Origin of the sequence: Parageobacillus galactosidasius, assembly GCF_002217735.1 — a bacterium.
In the GTDB taxonomy this organism is placed as follows: Bacteria; Bacillota; Bacilli; order Bacillales; family Anoxybacillaceae; genus Parageobacillus_B; species Parageobacillus_B toebii.
Window position 1 is genome coordinate 996,373 of sequence record NZ_NDYL01000002.1, and the last position, 20,602, is coordinate 1,016,974.

At 41.3% G+C, this 20,602-nt stretch carries 25 protein-coding genes; 6 read left to right on the forward strand and 19 right to left on the reverse strand.

The annotated features are described in order from the left end of the window. Position 1 precedes the first annotated feature (1 nt). Both pstC and B9L23_RS14615 read right to left on the reverse strand, forming a co-directional pair. Positions 2-892, reverse strand: coding sequence for a phosphate ABC transporter permease subunit PstC (gene pstC, locus B9L23_RS14610; protein WP_089097922.1), 891 nt, complete (start codon positions 890-892; stop codon positions 2-4). Positions 893-952: 60 nt separating this feature from the next. Further along, positions 953-1,849 carry a phosphate ABC transporter substrate-binding protein PstS family protein gene (locus B9L23_RS14615; protein WP_211278818.1) on the reverse strand — a complete coding sequence of 299 codons (897 nt, stop codon included), beginning with the start codon at positions 1,847-1,849 and terminating at the stop codon, positions 953-955. A 176-nt stretch (positions 1,850-2,025) separates the two neighbouring features. Here B9L23_RS14615 and B9L23_RS14620 point away from each other — a divergent pair, with 176 nt between their 5' ends. Beyond that, positions 2,026-2,355 (forward strand): LysM peptidoglycan-binding domain-containing protein, encoded by a 330-nt coding sequence (locus B9L23_RS14620; RefSeq protein WP_062752927.1) that lies wholly within the window; start codon positions 2,026-2,028, stop codon positions 2,353-2,355. An 89-nt stretch (positions 2,356-2,444) separates the two neighbouring features. Beyond that, a complete protein-coding gene (ispG, locus tag B9L23_RS14625) occupies positions 2,445-3,536 on the forward strand; it encodes a flavodoxin-dependent (E)-4-hydroxy-3-methylbut-2-enyl-diphosphate synthase (protein ID WP_062752928.1) in 1,092 nt (363 codons plus the stop codon). Positions 3,537-3,561: 25 nt separating this feature from the next. Here ispG and B9L23_RS14630 read toward each other — a convergent pair whose 3' ends face one another. After that, positions 3,562-3,909 carry a membrane protein gene (locus B9L23_RS14630; RefSeq protein ID WP_015864510.1) on the reverse strand — a complete coding sequence of 116 codons (348 nt, stop codon included), beginning with the start codon at positions 3,907-3,909 and terminating at the stop codon, positions 3,562-3,564. A 260-nt stretch (positions 3,910-4,169) separates the two neighbouring features. On the opposite strand from B9L23_RS14630, the gene B9L23_RS14635 reads away from it, so the two are divergent. Next, complete coding sequence (locus B9L23_RS14635; RefSeq protein WP_089097923.1) at positions 4,170-4,730, forward strand: hypothetical protein; 561 nt, start codon at positions 4,170-4,172, stop codon at positions 4,728-4,730. A 22-nt stretch (positions 4,731-4,752) separates the two neighbouring features. On the opposite strand, the gene zur is transcribed toward B9L23_RS14635, so the two are convergent. The 4 genes from zur to B9L23_RS20155 form a co-directional block, all read right to left on the reverse strand. Continuing rightward, positions 4,753-5,178 carry a zinc uptake transcriptional repressor Zur gene (zur, locus tag B9L23_RS14640; RefSeq protein WP_015864512.1) on the reverse strand — a complete coding sequence of 142 codons (426 nt, stop codon included), beginning with the start codon at positions 5,176-5,178 and terminating at the stop codon, positions 4,753-4,755. Between the two features lie 6 nt (positions 5,179-5,184). Then, positions 5,185-6,018 (reverse strand): metal ABC transporter permease, encoded by an 834-nt coding sequence (locus B9L23_RS14645; protein WP_015864513.1) that lies wholly within the window; start codon positions 6,016-6,018, stop codon positions 5,185-5,187. 15 nt (positions 6,019-6,033) lie between these two features. Continuing rightward, positions 6,034-6,792, reverse strand: a complete 759-nt coding sequence (locus B9L23_RS14650; protein ID WP_015864514.1) for a metal ABC transporter ATP-binding protein — start codon at positions 6,790-6,792, stop codon at positions 6,034-6,036. 96 nt (positions 6,793-6,888) lie between these two features. Then, a complete protein-coding gene (locus tag B9L23_RS20155) occupies positions 6,889-7,002 on the reverse strand; it encodes a hypothetical protein (RefSeq protein ID WP_375216655.1) in 114 nt (37 codons plus the stop codon). Positions 7,003-7,149: 147 nt separating this feature from the next. On the opposite strand from B9L23_RS20155, the gene B9L23_RS14655 reads away from it, so the two are divergent. Further along, complete coding sequence (locus tag B9L23_RS14655; protein WP_015864515.1) at positions 7,150-7,416, forward strand: DUF2624 domain-containing protein; 267 nt, start codon at positions 7,150-7,152, stop codon at positions 7,414-7,416. 12 nt (positions 7,417-7,428) lie between these two features. Here B9L23_RS14655 and B9L23_RS14660 read toward each other — a convergent pair whose 3' ends face one another. Beyond that, on the reverse strand, positions 7,429-8,325 hold the full coding sequence (locus B9L23_RS14660) for a deoxyribonuclease IV (RefSeq protein ID WP_062678755.1): 897 nt from the start codon (positions 8,323-8,325) through the stop codon (positions 7,429-7,431). 28 nt (positions 8,326-8,353) lie between these two features. Beyond that, the gene (locus tag B9L23_RS14665; protein WP_089097924.1) at positions 8,354-9,661 is read right to left on the reverse strand and encodes a DEAD/DEAH box helicase; all 1,308 of its coding nucleotides are present in this window, start codon (positions 9,659-9,661) and stop codon (positions 8,354-8,356) included. Between the two features lie 180 nt (positions 9,662-9,841). Here B9L23_RS14665 and vrrA point away from each other — a divergent pair, with 180 nt between their 5' ends. Together vrrA and B9L23_RS14675 are read left to right on the forward strand one after the other, a co-directional pair. Then, a complete protein-coding gene (vrrA, locus tag B9L23_RS14670; RefSeq protein WP_089097925.1) occupies positions 9,842-10,372 on the forward strand; it encodes a VrrA/YqfQ family protein in 531 nt (176 codons plus the stop codon). Positions 10,373-10,465: 93 nt separating this feature from the next. Next, entirely contained in the window at positions 10,466-11,413 is a 948-nt protein-coding gene (locus B9L23_RS14675) for a 4-hydroxy-3-methylbut-2-enyl diphosphate reductase (RefSeq protein ID WP_015864519.1), read from the forward strand. Between the two features lie 41 nt (positions 11,414-11,454). Here B9L23_RS14675 and B9L23_RS14680 read toward each other — a convergent pair whose 3' ends face one another. The 10 genes from B9L23_RS14680 to recO all read right to left on the reverse strand — a co-directional run bounded on the left by B9L23_RS14680 (position 11,455) and on the right by recO (position 20,601). Continuing rightward, positions 11,455-12,576 (reverse strand): Nif3-like dinuclear metal center hexameric protein, encoded by a 1,122-nt coding sequence (locus tag B9L23_RS14680; protein WP_089097926.1) that lies wholly within the window; start codon positions 12,574-12,576, stop codon positions 11,455-11,457. Continuing rightward, entirely contained in the window at positions 12,573-13,277 is a 705-nt protein-coding gene (locus tag B9L23_RS14685) for a tRNA (adenine(22)-N(1))-methyltransferase (RefSeq protein ID WP_089097927.1), read from the reverse strand. The genes B9L23_RS14680 and B9L23_RS14685 overlap by 4 nt, the downstream gene beginning before the upstream one ends. 85 nt (positions 13,278-13,362) lie before the next feature. Then, positions 13,363-13,725 (reverse strand): cytochrome c550, encoded by a 363-nt coding sequence (gene cccA, locus B9L23_RS14690; protein ID WP_089097928.1) that lies wholly within the window; start codon positions 13,723-13,725, stop codon positions 13,363-13,365. A 126-nt stretch (positions 13,726-13,851) separates the two neighbouring features. Beyond that, positions 13,852-14,391: a hypothetical protein gene (locus B9L23_RS14695; RefSeq protein WP_015864523.1), complete on the reverse strand. Its 540-nt coding sequence runs from the start codon at positions 14,389-14,391 to the stop codon at positions 13,852-13,854. 80 nt (positions 14,392-14,471) lie between these two features. Next, positions 14,472-15,596 (reverse strand): RNA polymerase sigma factor RpoD, encoded by a 1,125-nt coding sequence (gene rpoD, locus B9L23_RS14700; protein WP_015864524.1) that lies wholly within the window; start codon positions 15,594-15,596, stop codon positions 14,472-14,474. Positions 15,597-15,627: 31 nt separating this feature from the next. Beyond that, positions 15,628-17,433 carry a DNA primase gene (gene dnaG, locus B9L23_RS14705; protein ID WP_089097929.1) on the reverse strand — a complete coding sequence of 602 codons (1,806 nt, stop codon included), beginning with the start codon at positions 17,431-17,433 and terminating at the stop codon, positions 15,628-15,630. 37 nt (positions 17,434-17,470) lie between these two features. Next, positions 17,471-17,920 carry a YaiI/YqxD family protein gene (locus B9L23_RS14710; protein ID WP_081188093.1) on the reverse strand — a complete coding sequence of 150 codons (450 nt, stop codon included), beginning with the start codon at positions 17,918-17,920 and terminating at the stop codon, positions 17,471-17,473. A gap of 311 nt (positions 17,921-18,231) precedes the next feature. After that, the gene (locus tag B9L23_RS14715; protein ID WP_015864527.1) at positions 18,232-19,032 is read right to left on the reverse strand and encodes a pyruvate, water dikinase regulatory protein; all 801 of its coding nucleotides are present in this window, start codon (positions 19,030-19,032) and stop codon (positions 18,232-18,234) included. Between the two features lie 20 nt (positions 19,033-19,052). After that, positions 19,053-19,682 carry a transcriptional regulator CcpN gene (gene ccpN / locus B9L23_RS14720; RefSeq protein WP_281255503.1) on the reverse strand — a complete coding sequence of 210 codons (630 nt, stop codon included), beginning with the start codon at positions 19,680-19,682 and terminating at the stop codon, positions 19,053-19,055. A 127-nt stretch (positions 19,683-19,809) separates the two neighbouring features. Further along, positions 19,810-20,601 (reverse strand): DNA repair protein RecO, encoded by a 792-nt coding sequence (gene recO / locus B9L23_RS14725; protein WP_081188089.1) that lies wholly within the window; start codon positions 20,599-20,601, stop codon positions 19,810-19,812. Between the last annotated feature and the right edge of the window lies 1 nt (position 20,602).

Genomic DNA, 20,602 nt, shown 5'->3' on the forward strand with positions numbered 1-20,602 from the left:
ATTATCGTTCCCCTCTTTGTCCGATCATGCGTATAAGCAAAATAAAGAAAAAGGAAATAAGCAGCAAAATCATCGCCAATGTCCACAACGCATTGTTCCAAGCAGTACCGTTTATCGTATTCGACATATCCATTGTTAAAATTCCGGTTAATGTCGCTGTTGGGCTATATAATCCTGAAGGAAGTTTCACCGTGTTTCCGATTACCATTTGAACCGCTAATGCTTCGCCGAACGCTCTCGCTAACCCAAGGACGATGCCAGTTAAAATTCCCGTTTTTGCTGCGGGAACGATGACTCGGCTAACCGCCTGCCATCTCGTTGAACCAAGTCCGTATGACGCTTCCAAGTAAGAAAACGGAACACTGTTCAGCGCATCTGACGTGATGCTTGTGATCGTCGGTAAAATCATTACACTTAATACGATAATTCCAGCTAACAAACTAAATCCCACGCCGCCAAACCATTCACGAAGAAGCGGAACAAGAATTGTAACACCTAACCAACCGTAAACGACGGACGGAATGCCGACAAGCAGCTCCAATACTGGTTTTAATACAGATGAACCGAATTTAGGAGAAATAAAATGCATAAAAATAGCAAGAGCGATCGCAATCGGCGTGCTTAACAACACCGCTCCAATGGATACAAGCGTTGACCCGACGATAAAAATAACGGCTCCATATTTTGGATTCGAATCACTTGGCCTCCACTCTGTCGAGAACAGCATTTCCTTCAGAGAAATTCCGCTTTCCGTAAATGACTGGATTCCTTTGCCACAAATAAACGCAATAATAGAAAGAGTAGTAATAACGATCAACAGACCGCAAAAAGTTACTAGGATCCTTCCGATATATTCGTTTTTCCAATAATTGAGCTTTCTTTTCTCTTTCATTCTTCCATCACCTCATGAAGAATAAGACTGGCTAAACGATGTAGCCAGCCTTTAATGGAATTACTCTAATTCAGACATAGGAATGTAGCCCATTTCTTTTACTTTCGGAGCAAATTCTTTGCTTTTCACGTATTCGATAAATCCGCGCACTGCATCTTTCGGCTCGCCTTTTGTAATCATGTATTCATAAGACCAGAAAGGATACTTTTCCGTTTTGATATTTTCGATCGTTGGTTCTACACCATCGATTTTTAACGTTTTTAAATCTTTCTTTTCACCGATTAAGTAGGACATCGCAACATAACTAATCGATCCCGGCGTTGAGTTAATCGCTTGTTCGACCGCGCCATTGGAATCTTGAACAGTTCCAATCGCTTCGTTTATTTTTACGTCTTTCATCACCGTTTTTTCAAAAGTAGCACGTGTTCCAGAGGAAGCCGGACGGTTAATAACGTTAATTTTTTCGTCTTTTCCACCAACATCTTTCCAGTTGGTAATTTTTCCAGAGAAAATATCTTGAATTTGTTGTAATGTTAAAGAATCGACATCAACATCTTTATTCACTACAAGCGCAAAAGCAATTCCTGCTACTTTATGATCAATAAGCTCTCCAGCTTTTGATTTATCTTCCAGCTTTTCTGCAGATGGAACATCCGAGTTTCCGATTTGTACAGCACCAGCAGCAACTTGGTTAACGCCTGTTCCGCTTCCTCCCCCTTGTACAGTAATCGAAACATCAGGGTATTTTTCCATAAATTGATTTGCTGCTTCTTCAGCAAGCGGTTGAAGAGCGGTTGATCCAGCTAACGTAATCGTTCCAGAATACGATTCTTCTTGCTTTGTTTCTGTGTTTCCGGAATTTTCCTCTGTTGTGTTATCCGATTTTCCGCACCCCGCAAGCATCCCCGTTATTAACAATGCAGCAATTCCGAATCTGATTGGTTTTTTCCGCATCATCGATTGACCCTCCCAATTATTTTCTGTTGCCCATGTACATGTTCATTGTAACGAACGAGTTTTATGCCTTTATTAAGCAAATGTTAAGTTTACGTAAAGAAGACAAGCATATTTTACATATTTTTTTCGGGACGAGCATACATAGTTACTAACAACGTTCATTGGAGGAATAATAGGTGAAAAAAGCAATCAGCGCCTTCGTCCTATGTCTCGCCATCTATATCATTTATTACGATGTAACAACAGGGACATTGATCGCTTCAACGAAAGCAACAGCACCCCCGGAACATACTGCAGACGCAAAAACAAACGTTCATATCCCGTATCAAATGGTAGCCGTCAAACCGGGAGATACGCTATTGTCCATTATGGAAAAGCTGCAAAACGGGTCGATTCCCGTTCCTATTGACAAGGCGATCACCGATTTTGAAGCATTAAATCCAGGTGAAAAAGCACAAACATTACAAATTGGAAAAAAATATAAAATACCGGTATACAAACGTTAAGCTGCGAATTTCTTGTCAAGTGACGATAAACATTGTTACAATAGTTCAGAAAGCGGCATGAACTTGTTTCTTAAAGGAGCGAATTTCTCGTGGGTGAAATTATTCATCGTTCAAAAACTCGTCCTGTTCGCGTTGGCAATTTAACAATTGGCGGAAATAACGAGGTTATTATTCAAAGCATGACAACAACAAAAACACATGATGTAGAAGCAACAGTCGCCCAAATAAAGCGGCTTGAGGAAGCGGGATGCCAAATCGTCCGCGTTGCTTGTCCAGACGAGCGAGCGGCCAACGCCATTCCAGAAATTAAAAAGCGCATTAACATTCCGCTGGTGGCGGATATTCATTTTGACTATAAGTTAGCGCTGAAAGCAATTGAAGGCGGAGTAGACAAAATTCGCATCAATCCTGGAAATATTGGACGCCGTGAAAAAGTAGAAGCGGTCGTAAAAGCGGCAAAAGAACGCGGTGTGCCGATTCGCATTGGCGTCAATGCCGGATCGTTGGAAAAACGGATTTTGGAAAAATATGGCTATCCTACCGCTGACGGCATGGTCGAAAGCGCGTTATACCATATTCGCATTTTAGAAGAACTTGATTTCCACGATATTATCGTTTCGTTAAAAGCGTCCGATGTTCGCTTGGCGATTGAAGCATATGAAAAAGCCGCACAGGCGTTTGATTATCCGCTTCATCTTGGTATTACTGAGTCGGGTACGCTTTTTGCCGGAACGGTAAAAAGCGCGGCTGGGCTCGGTGCCATTTTAAGCAAAGGAATCGGCAATACAATTCGCGTATCGCTTAGCGCCGACCCGGTCGAAGAAGTAAAAGTCGCAAAAGAAATATTAAAGGCGTTCGGATTAGCGTCCAATGCGGCTACATTAATTTCCTGCCCAACGTGCGGACGCATTGAAATTGATTTAATCAGCATCGCTAACGAGATTGAAGAATATATTTCAAAAATTAAAGCACCAATTAAAGTCGCGGTGCTCGGGTGCGCCGTCAACGGGCCTGGCGAGGCGCGCGAAGCGGATATTGGCATCGCCGGAGCACGCGGCGAAGGCTTGCTATTCCGTCATGGCAAAATCGTCCGTAAAGTTCCAGAAGAAAAGATGGTTGAAGAATTGAAAAAAGAAGTCGACAAATTAGCGGAAGAATACTTCGCAAAACAAAAAGCTTGACGCTTCATGCGCCAAGCTTTTTACATTAATCATAAAACGGCATGATGAACAGACGGACGATAATCGCTACAACCCCAATACCGATGGCCCATGCACCTAGCGTTTCCGCACCACGCCGGCGTGCGATAAAGCCGACAATAATGCCTGTTGCTCCTAATAAGACAGGCCAAATAAATAAGGAAATAATCGAAAGAGCAAGCGCTAACCAGCCTAATCCTGCTCCATTTGCTGCTTTTTCGTCCCGTTCATCATAGCGGCGAACTGGTTCTGCTATTTCTGTCGCCGTTTCTTCCATAAAATCACGTTCTGGTTCTTCTTTTCCTATTGATTGCACGTAGCTTTCGTTATACGTGCGGTTGCGATCTTCAACCATGTGCTTCCCTCGCTTTCCTTAATTAAGGAGCATTAATTAGTATGAGACGGTTATGCGAAATTATAAATGTGAATATTTTCTATGGCAAAAAGCGAATAGGAAGCATTGGATTTGTCCCAAATCGCCATCCATATCTTTTCTGACAATTACTGTGGGCTTTACTTCTGTACAACGGATCATGAACACAAAATAATGCATACTTGTCCTAATGGTGCTACAATATACATGGATGTTTGGATTAAAGGAGTGCAAAAATAAATATGAAAAAGCGGCTTGGTATTGATATTGATGGGACGGTTACTTGTCCGAGTACTTTTATTCCATATTTGAACCAATCTTTTCGGAAAAATTTAACACTGAATGACATTACCCAATATAATTTAGCTCCACTGTATGATACAACGGAAGAAGAAATGGATCGATGGATGGAAAAATACGAGGCAATGATTTACGAATGTGCTCCGCTGGCGGAACATGCGCTTGAAGTCATCAATAGCTGGAAAAACAAATATGAATTATTTTATATAAGCGCCCGAGGCAGACATTTATATGATCTGACTGAACGATGGTTTCAAATAAACGGCATTCATTATCATCATATTGAATTAATTGGTTCACACGACAAAATTGAAGCGGTAAAAACATATCATATTTCCGCCTTTTTCGAAGACAAATACGACAATGCCTGCGATATTGCCGAAGAATGCAATATTCCCGTCATTTTATTTGATACGCCGTATAATCAAGGCCCCCTTCCTAAGCAAGTGATTCGCGTCAAAGACTGGTTGGAAGCAAAGCAACATATTGAACGGCTTCTATAAATGACCAAAGGGATATCTCCTTTTATGTTGAGATATCCCTTTGGCATTCCGGGCACTTCCCATATATTTCAAATTTATGATCGGATATTTCATATCCATGCAATTGCCCTGTTAAATCGTCCATCGGGCAAACCGAAATTTCTTTTGTTTTTCCACATTCTATACAAATAAAATGATGGTGATGATGAGGCGCGTTGCATGTAAAACGGAAGTGTTTTTCTCCTGATAACTCGGTCATTTCCAAAATACCAAGTCCTACAAATAGCGATAAATTGCGATAAATCGTATCAAAACTTAATCCCGGATAATCGTCCCGTAATGCTTCTAATACATCTTTGGCAGTTAAATATTTATCGGTGTTAGCAAATAGCTGCAGCATATCTTCCCGCTTGCCAGTGTGTTTAAATCCCTTTTTTTTCATTAAGCGGATTGCTTCCTCAACATTCATCGCTCCTCATCCCCTTTTCCAATTTTTCCACATGATTACGATAAGCAAAATGAAAACGGCAAGCATAACGATCGTTCCACCAGGCGCCAAATCAAGCTGATATGACAGCAGCAAACCAGCAATAACAGATAATTCACCAAACAAAATCGAATAACCAATCGCCTGCTTAAATCCTTTTGCAATCCGAATGCTCGCCGCCACAGGAAGCGTCATTAACGAAGAAATAAGCAATACGCCGACAATCCGCATTGATGCAGCAATCACGAGCGCTACTAAAACGATAAATATAAAATGAATAAGCTTCGCACGAATGCCAGAGATCGCCGCATACTCTTCATCAAATGAAAGGAGAAATAATTCTTTATATAACAATAAAATAATGCCAATGACAACACAAGCAATAATAAATACCGTCCATACGTCTTGACGGCTCACTGCACTTACACTGCCAAACAAATAGGAAAATAAATCCGTATTAAATCCATCGGCAAGTGAAATAAAAATTACACTAAGACCAATTCCACCAGAAAGAATGATCGGAATCGCTAATTCTTGATAATGTTTATATATTGCTCGCAATTTTTCAATAAACAGTGAACCTAAAACGGAAAACCCCATTCCCACATAAAGCGGATTCCAGTTTGTAAAATAAGCAAAGCTTTTGCCCAACAGCAAACTTGCCGCAATACCGGCAAGCGTCACATGGCTGAGCGCATCGGCAATTAACGACAGACGACGGACAACAATAAATACACCGAGGAGCGGAGCAGCCAAGCCGATTAATATTCCAGCTATAAACGCGTTGCGTAAAAATTCGTATTGCCATATTGCTTCAATCATCGTGCCATTCCTCCATCAATGTTGATGAGAAAGCACATGAAGTGAATGCCCGTAAAATTTCGACAATGCCTGCTCCTCGAGCTTCTCAAATTCTTCGGCTTTCCCATGAAAATATAAATGTTTATTTAGACATGCAACATGCGTCACTTTTTTGGTAATGGTCCCAATATCATGCGTGACGAGTACAAGCGTAATGCCAAGGCGCCGGTTTAGCACATCAAGCATGTTGTAAAAACTTTGTACGTGATGAATATCAACACCAACAGTCGGCTCATCTAAAATAAGCAATTCAGGTTTGCTGACAATCGCCCGGGCAATAAATACACGCTGCTGTTGCCCGCCGGATAATTCTCCGATGTTTTGGCGGGAAAAATCGCTCATCCCAACCGCTTCAATTGCCTCCAATACCGCCTGTCTATCTTTTTTTGTAAAAAAGCGAAACATTCCGCGTTTAGCCGTTAATCCGCTTGCGACAACTTCGTACACAGTGGCAGGGAATCCGGTATTAAAGCTGTTTGCCTTTTGTGATACAAAGCCGATGCGGTGCCAATCTTTAAACGACTCGATTGGCGTCCCAAACAAATAAATATTGCCTTGCTGCGGTTTTAATACGCCTAATACGCATTTTAAAAGCGTCGATTTCCCTGAACCATTCGGACCGACGATCCCTAAAAACGCACCTTTAGGCACGGCCAAATTGATATCTTCCAACACGTTCTCTCTTTCGTACCGAAATGAGACATGTTCGATTTTCAACACATATTCTGTTTTCATTCTGTTCTCCCCTGCTAATTCAGAATAATTACGATTTAACTACGAACGTAGTATAACCGATCGAACGGCATTTGTAAATGTTAATGAATCGCCGATTTAATCTGGAATTAAATAATCTAAAATAAGCGAACTCCCGATAACCCGACCATCAATAATTCGGTTTGGGATTAAAAGCTGCTCGATCGAAAATGCCGCAAGGGAAGCTCCCAAAAAAATAAAGAAAAAATATGGCTGAGAGCCTCCTTTTTATGTTGTTTCTGTGCCAAAAAACACCCTTCTTTTTTGTTTTTGTTTCATTACAATACACGTTTTGGCTCTTCATTTCATATGATGCCTATGGAAGAGGAGGAGTCGAAAATGAACCTTTATCAACAGCTCATTCAGCAAAAAATAAAAACGATCACCCCCGAGGAGCTTGTTTCATATAGTCATGATTACGACATTCCATTAACGGTGGAACAAGCGAAAAAAATTCTCCATATCGCCCGAACGAATAAAATTAATGTGTTTGATCCACAAGAACGAAAAAAATGGGTGAAAGAACTTGCCAAAATTACATCACCGCAAACCGCTAAAAAAGCAAATGAACTATTTTTAAAATTTATCAATAAAAAGGGCATCTGACTTTTGCCCTTTTTATTCATCATTCATAATTTTTGTCAACAACTCTTCATCAAATATTTGCGCGCGCAACATGGCAATTTCGTGCTTATATGGCGGTTTTTTATTGTTTTTATCCTCTCCGACATACGGTGTTTCTAAAATTTTCGGAATGTCGGCAAGCTGTGGATGATGAACGATATAGTTTAATGCGGCAAAACCGATATGTCCAAAACCGATGTTTTCGTGGCGGTCTTTCCGGCTTCCGCGCGGATTTTTGCTATCGTTAATATGGAGCACTTTAAGCCGGTCTAACCCGATAATTCGATCAAATTCTTCCAATACCCCATCAAAATCATCGACGATGTTATAACCGGCATCATGCGTATGGCACGTATCAAAGCAAACCGACAATTTTTCGTTATGGGTGACACCATCAATAATTTGGGCGAGTTCCTCAAAGCTGCGGCCGCATTCCGAACCTTTTCCCGCCATTGTTTCTAATGCGATTTGCACCGTTTGTTCACGCGTTAATACTTCATTTAACCCCTCAATAATTTTGCGGATTCCTGCTTCCGGACCTGCCCCGACATGCGCTCCAGGATGAAGAACAATTTGTTTTGCGCCAATCGCCTCGGTCCGTTCGATTTCAGATCGCAAAAATTCTACACCAAGAGCAAACGTGTCCGGATTTTTTGTGTTGCCGATATTAATGATATATGGAGCATGTACAACAATTTCTTCAATGCCATGCTCTTTCATATGGGCAAGCCCTGCTTCAATATTCAGCTCCTCAATTTTTTTACGCCGTGTATTTTGCGGAGCCCCCGTGTAGATCATGAACGTATTTGCTCCGTAGGAAACAGCTTCCTCACTTGCTGCAAGCAGCATCTTTTTTCCGCTCATTGACACATGTGATCCAATTTTTAACATTTCTCTTCTCCCTTTCCTGTTTAACATGTTATTGTTTCTTTAAACGCCGCAACCGCTTTTTTTGTTTTTCTATTTCGGCAAGCAACTTTTTCTTATAACCTGGCTTGATTTGTTTCGATTTTTTCATTTTCGCAAGAAGCTGCTCTATTTCCCCATCTTGGTTGGCCCGCTTGCTTCGCCGATTCCAAGGCGGCAAATCTACCCATTCTCCACGGATAAGATCGCGATGAAGAAACTCAATTCCCATTTTTTCTAATTTGGTTATTGCATCTTGATCCGATGGTTCATAAATCGTCGTCGCAATTCCTGTGTAACCAGCGCGCGCAGTGCGGCCGACACGATGAATGTAAAACTGTAAATCTTTTGGCAGTTCGTAGTTAATGACATGGCTTACTCCTTCAATATCAATGCCGCGGGCAGCTAGATCGGTAGCAACAATATATTGAAACTCCAAATCGCGAATTTGCCTCATCATTTTTTTACGTTCGCGCGGAGTTAGATCACCGTGTAAAATCCCGACTTTCATCCCTTTTTCGATCAGCCTATCTGCCACTTCATCCGCCATTTTTTTTGTATTGGTAAATACAATTGCTAAATACGGATTATACACAACTAACATTTCGTGCAGCAGCTTCGCTTTATCACGGCTGCGAAGCGGCACAAGAACGTGCTCAATTTTTTCCGCTGTGACTTGCTTTGGTGCAACATGAACATATTTTGGATTTTCCATATATTTTTTCAAAAATGGTTTTAACTTTTCCGGGATTGTCGCAGAAAAGACGAGCATTTGCAGTTCTTTTGGCATGCGTGCTGCAATTTGATCGACATCGACAATAAATCCCATATCTAACATTAAGTCTGCTTCGTCAACGACAAGTGTAGTTGCTGTCCAAACATTCAGTGCTTGTTCGCGAATGAGGTCGTTAATTCTTCCTGGAGTTCCAACTACGATATGGGGCTGTGTTTTCAATTTTTCGATCGCTTTTTGCTTATCTGTTCCTCCAATAAAGCAACGTGCCGTAATTTGTCTATCACTCGGACAAAATTTTATAATTTTTAAAATTTCATGGTAAATTTGCGTTGCAAGCTCCCGCGTCGGTGCGGTAATAACCGCTTGTACCGCCTCGTGATCCGGGTCAATTTTTTCAATGATCGGCAATAAATAGGCGTGAGTCTTTCCTGTTCCTGTTTGCGACTGACCAATCACACTTTCGCCGCGAAGAATGCTCGGAATGATGCGCTCCTGAATTTCTGTTGGTTTATAAAAACGAAGCGCCTTAATCGCTTCAATAATAAATGGCTGAAATGAAAATCTCTCAAATAACGTTTCCTTCATTCGCCACTACTCCCTTCTGCTTCAATTTAACGACCAAATCCGAATAACTCGATTCATCATTATATCTGATTTTTGCACAAGGCTGCAACTTAGACCGTAAACGAAAAACATTTCCCATTTTTTCGCATACTTTATGAAAGAGATATTCTCTTACTTCAGCCTAGAAAGGAGGAAAATGCGATGATTTACAACCGGCCACCGATATTTCCTTTTTCCCCGATGCCACGCTCCTTTTCAGGAATGCCGCCTTCCTTTCCTATGATGAGAACACCCGGTCCCCGCCCGGGCTTTGGCGGTTTCTTATCGCAATTATTTTCAAGGGGACGGCCGATCGCTTCTCCATCTCCGTGGATAACACCTGCGATTCGTCACGCCGCTGCCACTACGGGCGCTAGCGCAAACACAGGCGGGGGCTTTATCGGCATGTTGACAAACATCCAAAAAATGTTAGGCGTCGCACAAAACGTCATGCCAATGGTGCAGCAATACGGACCGCTGATAAAAAACCTTCCAGCTATGGTAAAAATATTTAGAGAATTAAAAACAACCGAGCAAGAAGAGAACAAAACAGAAAAAAACATTCCGGAAAATAAGAAAAAAACATCATCTTCATCCAAAAAACGCACTGTACCGAAAGTGAAAACATCCGAAAATAAATCATCCCAATCTACAAAAACACCAAAGCCATCTACGCCAAAACTATATGTTTAAAATGTGTTATACTTTGTGTTCTTCCTCTTTCTCCGATATAATGTAAAAGAAAGAGATAGTCTCTCCGTATGTCGGAGTTTAGGAGGAACCAATATGGAAGTGATTAAAATTACCCCTCGCGGTTACTGCTACGGGGTTGTTGATGCGATGGTAATCGCAAGAAATGTAGCATTAGATCCTACGTTGCCAAGACCGATTTATATTCTCGGAATGATCGTTCACAATAAACATGTTACCGACGCATTTGCCGAGGAAGGAATTATTACGCTCGATGGAGAAAACCGATTAGAGATTCTAGAAAAAATTGACAAAGGGACAGTGATCTTTACTGCGCACGGCGTATCGCCCGAAGTGAAAAGGCGCGCCCGCGAAAAAGGGCTTGTCACGATCGATGCGACATGTCCAGACGTGACAAAAACCCACAACTTAATTAAAGAAAAGCTGGCGGACGGATATGAAATTATTTATATTGGCAAAAAGGGCCATCCCGAACCAGAAGGAGCGGTCGGCATTGATCCGACGCGCATCCATCTTGTCGAAACGATGGAAGATGTGGAACGTCTAACGATTGAAAACGACCGCATCATGGTGACAAACCAAACAACGATGAGCCAATGGGATGTTGCCGATATTATGGCAAAAGTAAAAGAAAAATATCCACATGTCGAAATGCATAAAGAAATTTGCATGGCAACCCAGCTCCGCCAAGAAGCAGTGGCGGAACAGGCAAAAGACGCCGATGTCACAATCGTCGTTGGCGATCCAAGAAGCAACAACTCCAATCGCCTTGCGCAAGTATCGGAAGAAATTGCTGGCACGAAAGCGTACCGCGTTGCCGATGTAACAGAAATTGATATTAATTGGATTAAAGACGCAAAAAAAGTAGCCGTTACAGCAGGAGCTTCAACACCAACCCCAATTACAAAAGAAGTAATCGATTTTTTAGAGCAGTTTGATCCAAATGATCCTAATACATGGAAACGCGAGCGGAAAGTACCGCTGCAAAAAATTTTACCGAAAGTAAAAGCAAAAAAAGAATAAAACAATAGCCGATATTCGTTTAGCGAATATCGGCTATATGTTTATACGAACGTAAATGGATCGGTATGCACTTTCGAAATGCAGACGGTCGTTGCAAACTGATGTTTAGCAAACGCATTTTCTAAAAAGCGGGCGACCCCTTGTTTCATTACTTTCTCCACATTATGTCCCGGATCCACGATATTTAGCCCAAGCATCATTGCATCGTGCGCAACATGATAATATACATCCCCCGTCACATAAACATCAGCGCCGGCTAATTTTGCTTGTGAGATATATTTATTTCCATCACCGCCAACCACTGCGACTTTTTGAATCGTATCTTGCAAATGGCCAACAACACGCACCGCCGGAACGTCCAACGCTTTTTTCACATGCTCTGCAAACTCTCCAAGTGTCATCGCTTCCGGCAAGCGGCCAATTCTTCCTAATCCGAATACTTTTCCTTTATTTTCAAGCGGATATATGTCATACGCCACTTCTTCGTACGGATGTGCTTTTAACATCGCAGAAATAACCTTGTTTTGCAAGGAAGCCGGGACAATCGTTTCAATACGCACCTCTTCCACTTGCTCCAGTGTCCCGGATTTCCCGATAAACGGATTCGCCCCTTCTAGCGGTAAAAAAGTACCGATACCGCGGCCGTTGAACGTACAATGGCTGTAGTTGCCGATATGGCCTGCCCCCGCATTGCCGATCGCCTCACGAACAAGGTCGGCATGTGTCTCCGGAACATAAACGACTAGTTTTTTCAGCGGCTCTTCATACGTCGGAATCAATACATCTACATGCTCCAGCCCCAACGCCTCCGCTAACCAGTCATTTACCCCTCCATTGGCGATATCTAAATTCGTATGAGCAGCATAAATGGCAATATGATGTTTCATACATTTTTCAATGATACGTCCTTGCGCTTGATCAGTAATGATCTGCTTTAGCGGACGGTAAAGCGGTGGATGGTGCGCGATAATAAGATCTACCTCTTCCGCTACAGCCTCATCGATTACTTCTTCTAAAACATCCAAGGCAATCATTACCTTTTTGACTGGTTTATTTAACGTTCCAATTTGCAAACCGATTCTGTCGCCTTCCATCGCTAAATGTTTTGGTGCAAATTGCTCAAATAATTGAATGATTTCATGACCGCTTGGAATTTTGTTCACCGCAATGCCTCCTCAACCATCTTCATTTTTTTCTCTAGTTCTCGTTTTTTTGCGATGGCAGACTCTGTTTCTGCCTTTTCATTTAATTGGCGGTAAATCTGTTTCCAGTGAGCAAGTTCATGACGCCATTTTTTTAAAAACACATCATTTTTTTCTTTCAATAAAAACGGGCCTAACAATAATTCCGTCTCTATATTTTCATATGGCCTTTTTCCATCGCCTTTTTCAGCAACAAGCACTTCATAAATTTTCCCCTCTTCTTCCAATATGCGCTCCGCAATCAGTTCCCAGTCATGGTCCAGCAGCCATTTGCGCACAATATGCGCGCCGACATTCGGCTGCAAAATCAGCCTCTTTACGCCGAGAAGCTTGTCTTTTCCAGCCTCTAAAATGTTAGCAATCAATGTGCCTCCCATACCGGCAATCGTAATACAGTCCACTTCGCCAGGTTTAATCACTTCCAATCCATCGCCTTTTCGCACAGAAATGACGTCTTTAAGTCCTGTCCTTTCGACTTGTTGTTTGGCGGAGCGAAGCGGACCATCTGCTACTTCTCCCGCTACCGCTTTTGTAATATATCCATGCAAATATGCATAACACGGCAAATATGCATGGTCTGAACCGATATCAGCTAGCTTTGCACCTTTTGGAATGAAAGAGGCAACTGTTTCAAGACGTTTGGACAGACGAAATTCATTCACCTTTTCTATTCACATCCCTTTCACTCTTCTGTATATTGTATCATAAACAAAAAATCCCTTCACCTAAGGCAAAGGGATTTTTTGTTTATTTCAGCTTAGAAAGCCATTTTGCCATTTCATCCGCTTTGTCCGGCGGAACGAGGCCTCCAGGCATGCCGCCGCGGCCATTTTGGATCACGTTTTTAATTTCGTCTACTGAAAGCCGTTGGCCCACACCTTTTAATGCCGGACCAGCACCGCCTTCATAATTTTGTCCATGACAGCTGCTGCATGTTTGTTGATAAAGTTCTTCTGGATTTGCCGCAGCCGTTTGCTCTGTTTTCTCGCCGCCTTTTTTCTCTTTTGCAAGTTCCTTTGCATCGCCGAGCCCCTTAAATGAAAGCCCAAGAGTAAGTCCGATCCCAATCAGCATAATGATGAAAAATGGGATTAACGGATTTCGATTCATTTTTTTACCTCCCTTATGTATAACCATTGTTCAGCAAATGTAACCGCTACAAACAATTTTATTTTACTGTAAATTACCGCAAAGGAAAAGCCCCTAATCTCATTCTACGACAAAATTGCCAAAAAGTTAAAATAAAAGAAAAACAATTAAAACTCCTATTCCGATTACACCGGATATAAACAAATAAAGAAAACGGAACCGCTTTCCTACGAAGATCCATAATAAACAATTTACGAAAACAATCGATGCAATAACCGCTTTTTGTTTCGGAAAATAATATTCGCCAACTTCGATCGATGCAATAAGAAAAATGAACGCACCACTAATAAGCGGGATATGAACAATATTTCCTTGTCCCTTCCACATCCATGCAGCTATGACGCATATAAAGAAAAAAAGAAATAAAAGGGGCATTTGCAAAACGAATGACAATTCAGTAAAATAAATGACAAGAGCATTTGCTGGCAACAATAGACAAATGAATGCCACTAAAAGGAAACGGATCATCCCCCGTTGACGAGTTCGGAGGATGTCGCTTGGGCATTTTTTATACTCGCCCTCCGTATATAATGCCAGCAAATAATCGCAATATTGCTCTGGAAGGAGGCGAGAACGTTTCCAATATTCAATTTCCCGTACAATAATTTCGCGCCTTTGTTTGTTCATAATTAATCGGCCTCTCGAAAAGGAAAGGAAAAATAGTTTACTTCTCAAATAGTACAAGAAGTAAACTATTTAGAAAGTGGTTACTCTAAAAAGTCTTTTAACCGTTTGCTGCGGCTTGGATGACGCAACTTGCGAAGCGCTTTTGCTTCAATTTGACGAATGCGTTCGCGGGTAACACCAAATACTTTTCCGACCTCTTCGAGCGTCCGCGTACGACCATCGTCTAGCCCAAAACGCAAACGAAGCACGTTTTCTTCGCGGTCTGTAAGTGTATCTAATACATCTTCTAGCTGTTCCTTTAACAGCTCGTAGGCCGCATGCTCGGATGGCGATGTCGCTTCTTGGTCTTCAATGAAATCACCTAAATGTGAATCATCTTCTTCGCCAATTGGCGTTTCAAGAGAAACTGGTTCTTGGGCGATTTTTAAAATTTCGCGCACTTTTTCTGGAGTTAAATCCATCTCTTCAGCGATTTCTTCTGGAGTTGGTTCACGTCCAAGATCTTGAAGTAATTGCCGTTGCACGCGAATAAGTTTATTAATGGTTTCCACCATATGCACTGGTATACGAATGGTCCGTGCTTGATCAGCAATCGCACGCGTAATTGCTTGACGGATCCACCATGTTGCATAAGTGCTAAATTTATATCCTTTACGATAATCAAACTTTTCGACTGCTTTAATAAGCCCCATATTTCCTTCTTGAATTAAGTCAAGAAATAGCATGCCGCGACCGACGTAACGTTTAGCAATGCTAACAACAAGACGAAGGTTTGCTTCTGTTAAGCGGCGTTTTGCTTCTTCGTCGCCTTGTTCGATTCGTTTCGCTAGTTCAATTTCTTCTTCAGCAGACAGTAGTGGAACGCGCCCGATTTCCTTTAAGTACATGCGCACAGGATCGTTAATTTTTACGCCAGGAGGAACCGATAAATCATTTAAATCAAATTCTTCTTCTTTTGATAAATCATCGATATCAGGATCAGCGTCTAAATCAGATTCACTAATGACTTCGATTCCTTGATCAGCTAAGTATTCGTAAAATTCGTCCATTTGGTCAGAATCAAGATCAAAACCGGATAAACGTTCAGCAATTTCTTCATATGTTAAAATACCGCGTTTTTTACCAAGCTCTGTCAGCTGTTCTTTCGCTTGTTCAAATGTTACGTCTGCATCGGCTTGTTTTGAACGAGCTGGTTTTTCAGCCATTTCACTACCTCCTTTAACTTATAACATAATATTACGAAGATGATAACATCTTTTTCATTTCGATGATCTCTTTTGCAATGCGCGCAGCAGTTAAAAAGTCTTTTTTTCTCTCTGCTTCAATTTTTTCTTGTTCTTTTTCCTTTAGCTTTAACCATTTTGGGTGATTCAACACATGCCGCATATAATCGTTCAGTTCCTGATTGGAAATTTCATCAGTGATCAACAATAGCGACAGTTCTGTCACAAGAGGTTTCAAATCATCAGGAAGACGCGAAAGCAACAAACTGACATCAGGCTCATTCCCTTCTTCGTAAAATGCGTAAATATAAGCAGCAATCGCCCGATGTTCTTCGATATTGAATGCCCCTGCAATCGTCTGCTGAACAATCATAGCCACATCACGACTGCGAAGCATATGGGCAAGCAACATTCGTTCAGCATTTTGAAAGGCAGGAAGAAGCTTCTTTTGTAGCGGCGGTCTCGGCGCCTCTTTGCTTTGCGCATTGTTAGAATGTGTTTTATTATTTCGATGACGATTCAACTGCTCTTGCAAAGCAGATAACGAAAGGGAAAACTCGTCAGCCAACTGCCGTAAATAGTAATCCCACTCGATGGGATTCGATAATTTGCTAATTTCTTGAAGTACTTCTTCAATGTAGCGAATTTTATCATTTTCATTTTGCAAGTTTTTTCCCTTGCGAAAATACATCATTTTAAACGCCATCAGCGAACTGCTGGCATCAATAATATCACGGCGAAATCGATCTGAACCATATTTCTTTATATATTCATCTGGGTCAAGACCGTCGGGAATTGTTGCAATTTTCACATGACAGCCTGCATCTGCTAACAGCTCCGCTGCGCGGAATGTCGCTTCTATTCCTGAAGCATCACCGTCATAGCAAATAATAACGGTATCGACATTGCGTCGAAGAATACGCGCGTGCTCTTCCGTTAACGCTGTTCCCATCGTTGCTACTGAATGGGCAATGCCTGCTTGCACAGCGGAAACGACATCAGCAAATCCCTCTAATAAAATGGCTTCTTGATGTTTTCGGATATGTAAACGCGCTTGATGAAAATTGTATAAAATTTTTCCTTTATGGAAAATGGGTGTTTCCGGACTGTTCAAATATTTCGGCTGACCTTCTCCAAGAAGTCTGCCCGAAAAACCAACAGCATCTCCATGATGATTATGAATCGGAAACATAATTCGATGACGAAAACGGTCAAAATAGCCACCGCCGTTTTCTTTTCGAATAATTAACCCGGCTTTTTCCATCAGCTCGAGCGAAAAACCGCGCCCTGATAAAAGTTTGACGGCAAAATCCCATGAATCAGGGGCATAGCCGATTTCAAATTGATCAATAATTTCCCTTGTCCATCCACGCGCCTGTAAATAATCAAAAGCTTCCTGTCCTTCCTTTGTATTTACAAGCAAATGATGGTAAAATTTTTTCAGAAGCTCATGCGCTTCTACCATTATTTTTGTTTCGCCCGTATCAGCACGGCTTTGTTTATTCGCGTCGTCCAGCTCTAAATCCGCTAAATCGACGTTTGCCTTTATCGCTAATCGTTTTACTGCTTCAATAAAGGAAATTCCTTCAATATCCATTAGAAACGAAAATACATTTCCACCGGCCCCACAGCCGAAACAATGAAAAATTTGCTTTTCTGGGGAAACCGAAAACGATGGCGTCTTTTCCCCATGAAATGGGCATAATCCAAAATAGTTACGTCCTTGTTTTTTCAATTGGACATAATCGCTAATTACATCGACAATATCAACAGCACGACGAATCGCTTCAATCGTTTCCTCGGGAATACGGTATCCCATATAAACAACTCCGTATCTTATTATTCTCGACCTATGTCTATTTTCCTTCGAGTTTCGACAAAATTTTTTCGAAATTTTGCAGAAAAAGGCGACGATCGCGATCAGAAAACCGCTTCATTCCCTTTGGATACACACCTTGCCTTCGCTGTTTTGCTTGAAGATAACGATGATAAAGAGCGCTATCCATCTCTCCTTCTTCGTACACATTTCCACGCGGAGAAATCACATGTACACCACGGTTAACAAGCATGCTTGCCAACCCGATGTCTTGAGTAACAACTACATCTCCTCTTGTGGCATGATTCAAAATATATAAATCCACCGCTTCTTTTTCTGTATCGACATATACCCATTTCATTTTCTGGAAGGGAGAAAAATGATTGTACGAAGAAATAAACACACTTGGTATATTATATTTACAAGCAAGCGAGAAAATTTCACTTTTTATTGGGCAAGCATCCGCGTCCACAAAAACGGTCGGTCTCAATGTCCAGATCTGATTGCTGTCATCATATTGCCAGCTCCGCTTCGGATCAAAGTCAATCGAGCAATCAGATTCACACCTCCTATTATTCTACACCGTTCTCGAAAATCCTTCTTTTTCTCCTATATAATAAACGAATTTTGTCGAAAAAGATTTCTCCTTTCCTATTGACAAGTTGGCTATAAATAGTTTACTCGTTCTTTATGCACTCTAAACCTGCATTGTTCATTTTTCTCGCAATTTTTTATTATAATACAAATGACGAAAATATGCTATAAAAAAGTAAAAGCACAGTTCACATTATCGTGAATGTGCTATAATCTTCTTTTTTTCATAATAATGTTTGCTGTCTCTTCGACTGCTTTATTGGTTACATCGATAACATCACAGCCAATTTTTTTCACTATCCCATCAAAATAAGCAAGTTCTTCTTTAATGCGATCCATGTTCGCATAAATAGCCTGGTCGTTCAATCCGAGCGATTTTAGGCGCTCACGGCGAATCGAAAGCAGTTTTTCCGGGCTGATTTTTAATCCGAAACATTTTTCGGGAGGTACTTTAAAAAGTTGTTCTGGCGGCTCGACTTCTGGTACGATCGGCACGTTTGCCACCTTCAATCGCTTATGCGCTAAATATTGGGATAACGGTGTTTTAGAGGTGCGCGATACACCGATTAACACAATGTCAGCACGCAAAATTCCCCGTGGATCACGTCCATCATCATATTTCACGGCAAATTCAATCGCTTCAATCTTCTTGAAATAATCCTCATCAAGCACACGCACTTGTCCCGGCTCATATCGTGGCGTCAACTTAAATAAATCGCTCATTTTTTCAATAAGCGGTCCAATAATATCGTACGCCACTACTCCTTCGCGTGCAGCTTCCTCAATAAGAAACTGGCGCATTTCCGGAACAACTAGTGTAAACGCAATAATTGCTTGATTCATTTTTGCTAATGCAACCACTTCCGCTAGCATCGTCTTATCTTCCACATACGGCACGCGCTTTAATTGAATGTGAGAATTATAAAACTGGCTTGCCGCTGCTCTCACTACGAGTTCCGCCGTTTCCCCTCCTGAATCGGAAACAACATAAACAAGGCGCTGATTCATCTTCCTCCTCCTTTTTTGTCCTATAACAAATCGTCTTTCGCTAGCGCAACGAACGCTTTTGTCATATTTGTTTTCGTTATTCTCCCAATGACTTCATATCCTTTTTCTGTTTTTCGCACTACCGGCATCGCATCAATCTGTTTTTCAATTAATTGTTCCGCTACTTCAATAAGCGGGTCGTCTTTATAACAAACCGCTATATTCGGCATTCTCGTCATAATAATATTGACAGGAATCGTTGTTAACTCCTGTTTGCCAATACTTGCACGCAATAAATCTTTTCTCGATAAAACACCAACTAAAAGCGATTCATCATCGATGACAAATAATGTGCCGACATCTTCAAGAAACATGGTGACAATCGCATCATATACACTGACATTTTCATTAACAACGACCGGGATAGATTGATAGTCACCTACTTTTATCTTTTTTATTTTATCGGCAAGCAGTTGAGATCCGGTTTTTCCTGTATAAAAATACCCTACTCGAGGTCGTGCTTCTAAATAACCAGCCATTGTTAATATCGCTAAATCCGGGCGTAATGTCGCTCTTGTTAAATTCAACTTTTCAGCGATACTTTCACCTGTAATCGGACCATGATCCTTGACAATTTGCAAAATTTGTTCTTGGCGTTTATTCAGTTCGATCGCTGCTCACCACCTTATGAAAAGCTGGATCATATTATCTTCTCATCCATTTATTATTTTATTATACTACACTCTGTTTTAAAGAAGGAAACTTTGTCTTTTATAAAGACAACTAATGACCGCTTTTTCATCCGCCGCTTCCATTTTCCGTTTGATTTTGATAAGGATAGCCAATCTTTTTTAGTTCATCTACTTGCATTAAAAATCGCTTTGTTTTTAACGACAATCCCGAATATTCATCATAATAGGACGAAAGAACGGCGCGAAGCTCTTTTTTTGTTTCCTCTTTTACAGAAATTGTACCAAGCCTTGATAAATCTATATAGTAAAATAAGCGCAATAGCCTTACAGAAGCTGCGGAAAGCGGAATTCGGTACGGGTCGGTTTTCTCGCAGCGGTGGCAAAGAAATCCAGCTTCTTTTATGGAAAAAGAAAACTTTCCTTCTGTCCGGCCGCATACAGCGCAATGGTCTAATTTAGGAGGAATCCCCATTACAGATAACATTTTCATTTCATAAATACAAGCAAGAATCTCTAAATCGAGCCCTTCATTCATATATTGTAATGTCTGCAAAAGCAGCTCGAACAAATACGGATTGCGCTGCTGTTCTTCTGTTACTTTATCTGTCATCTCCACAATATAAGAGGCATATGCTGCAGTGAAAATGTCTTCGCGGATCGTTCGCATCGAATCGATAATATCTCCTTGATGTAAAACACCGACACCGCGGCTTCTTTGAATTAAGTAATAGCCATGCGTAAACGGTTGTGTAACGGCAGAAAGGCGGCTACTTGGCTTTTTTGCTCCGCGTGCCATCGTAGCCACCTTTCCCCATTCTCTCGTGAAGAATGTGACAATTTTATTTGTTTCGCCATAATCGATTGCGCGAATGACAATTGCTTCACATTTTTCAAACAAT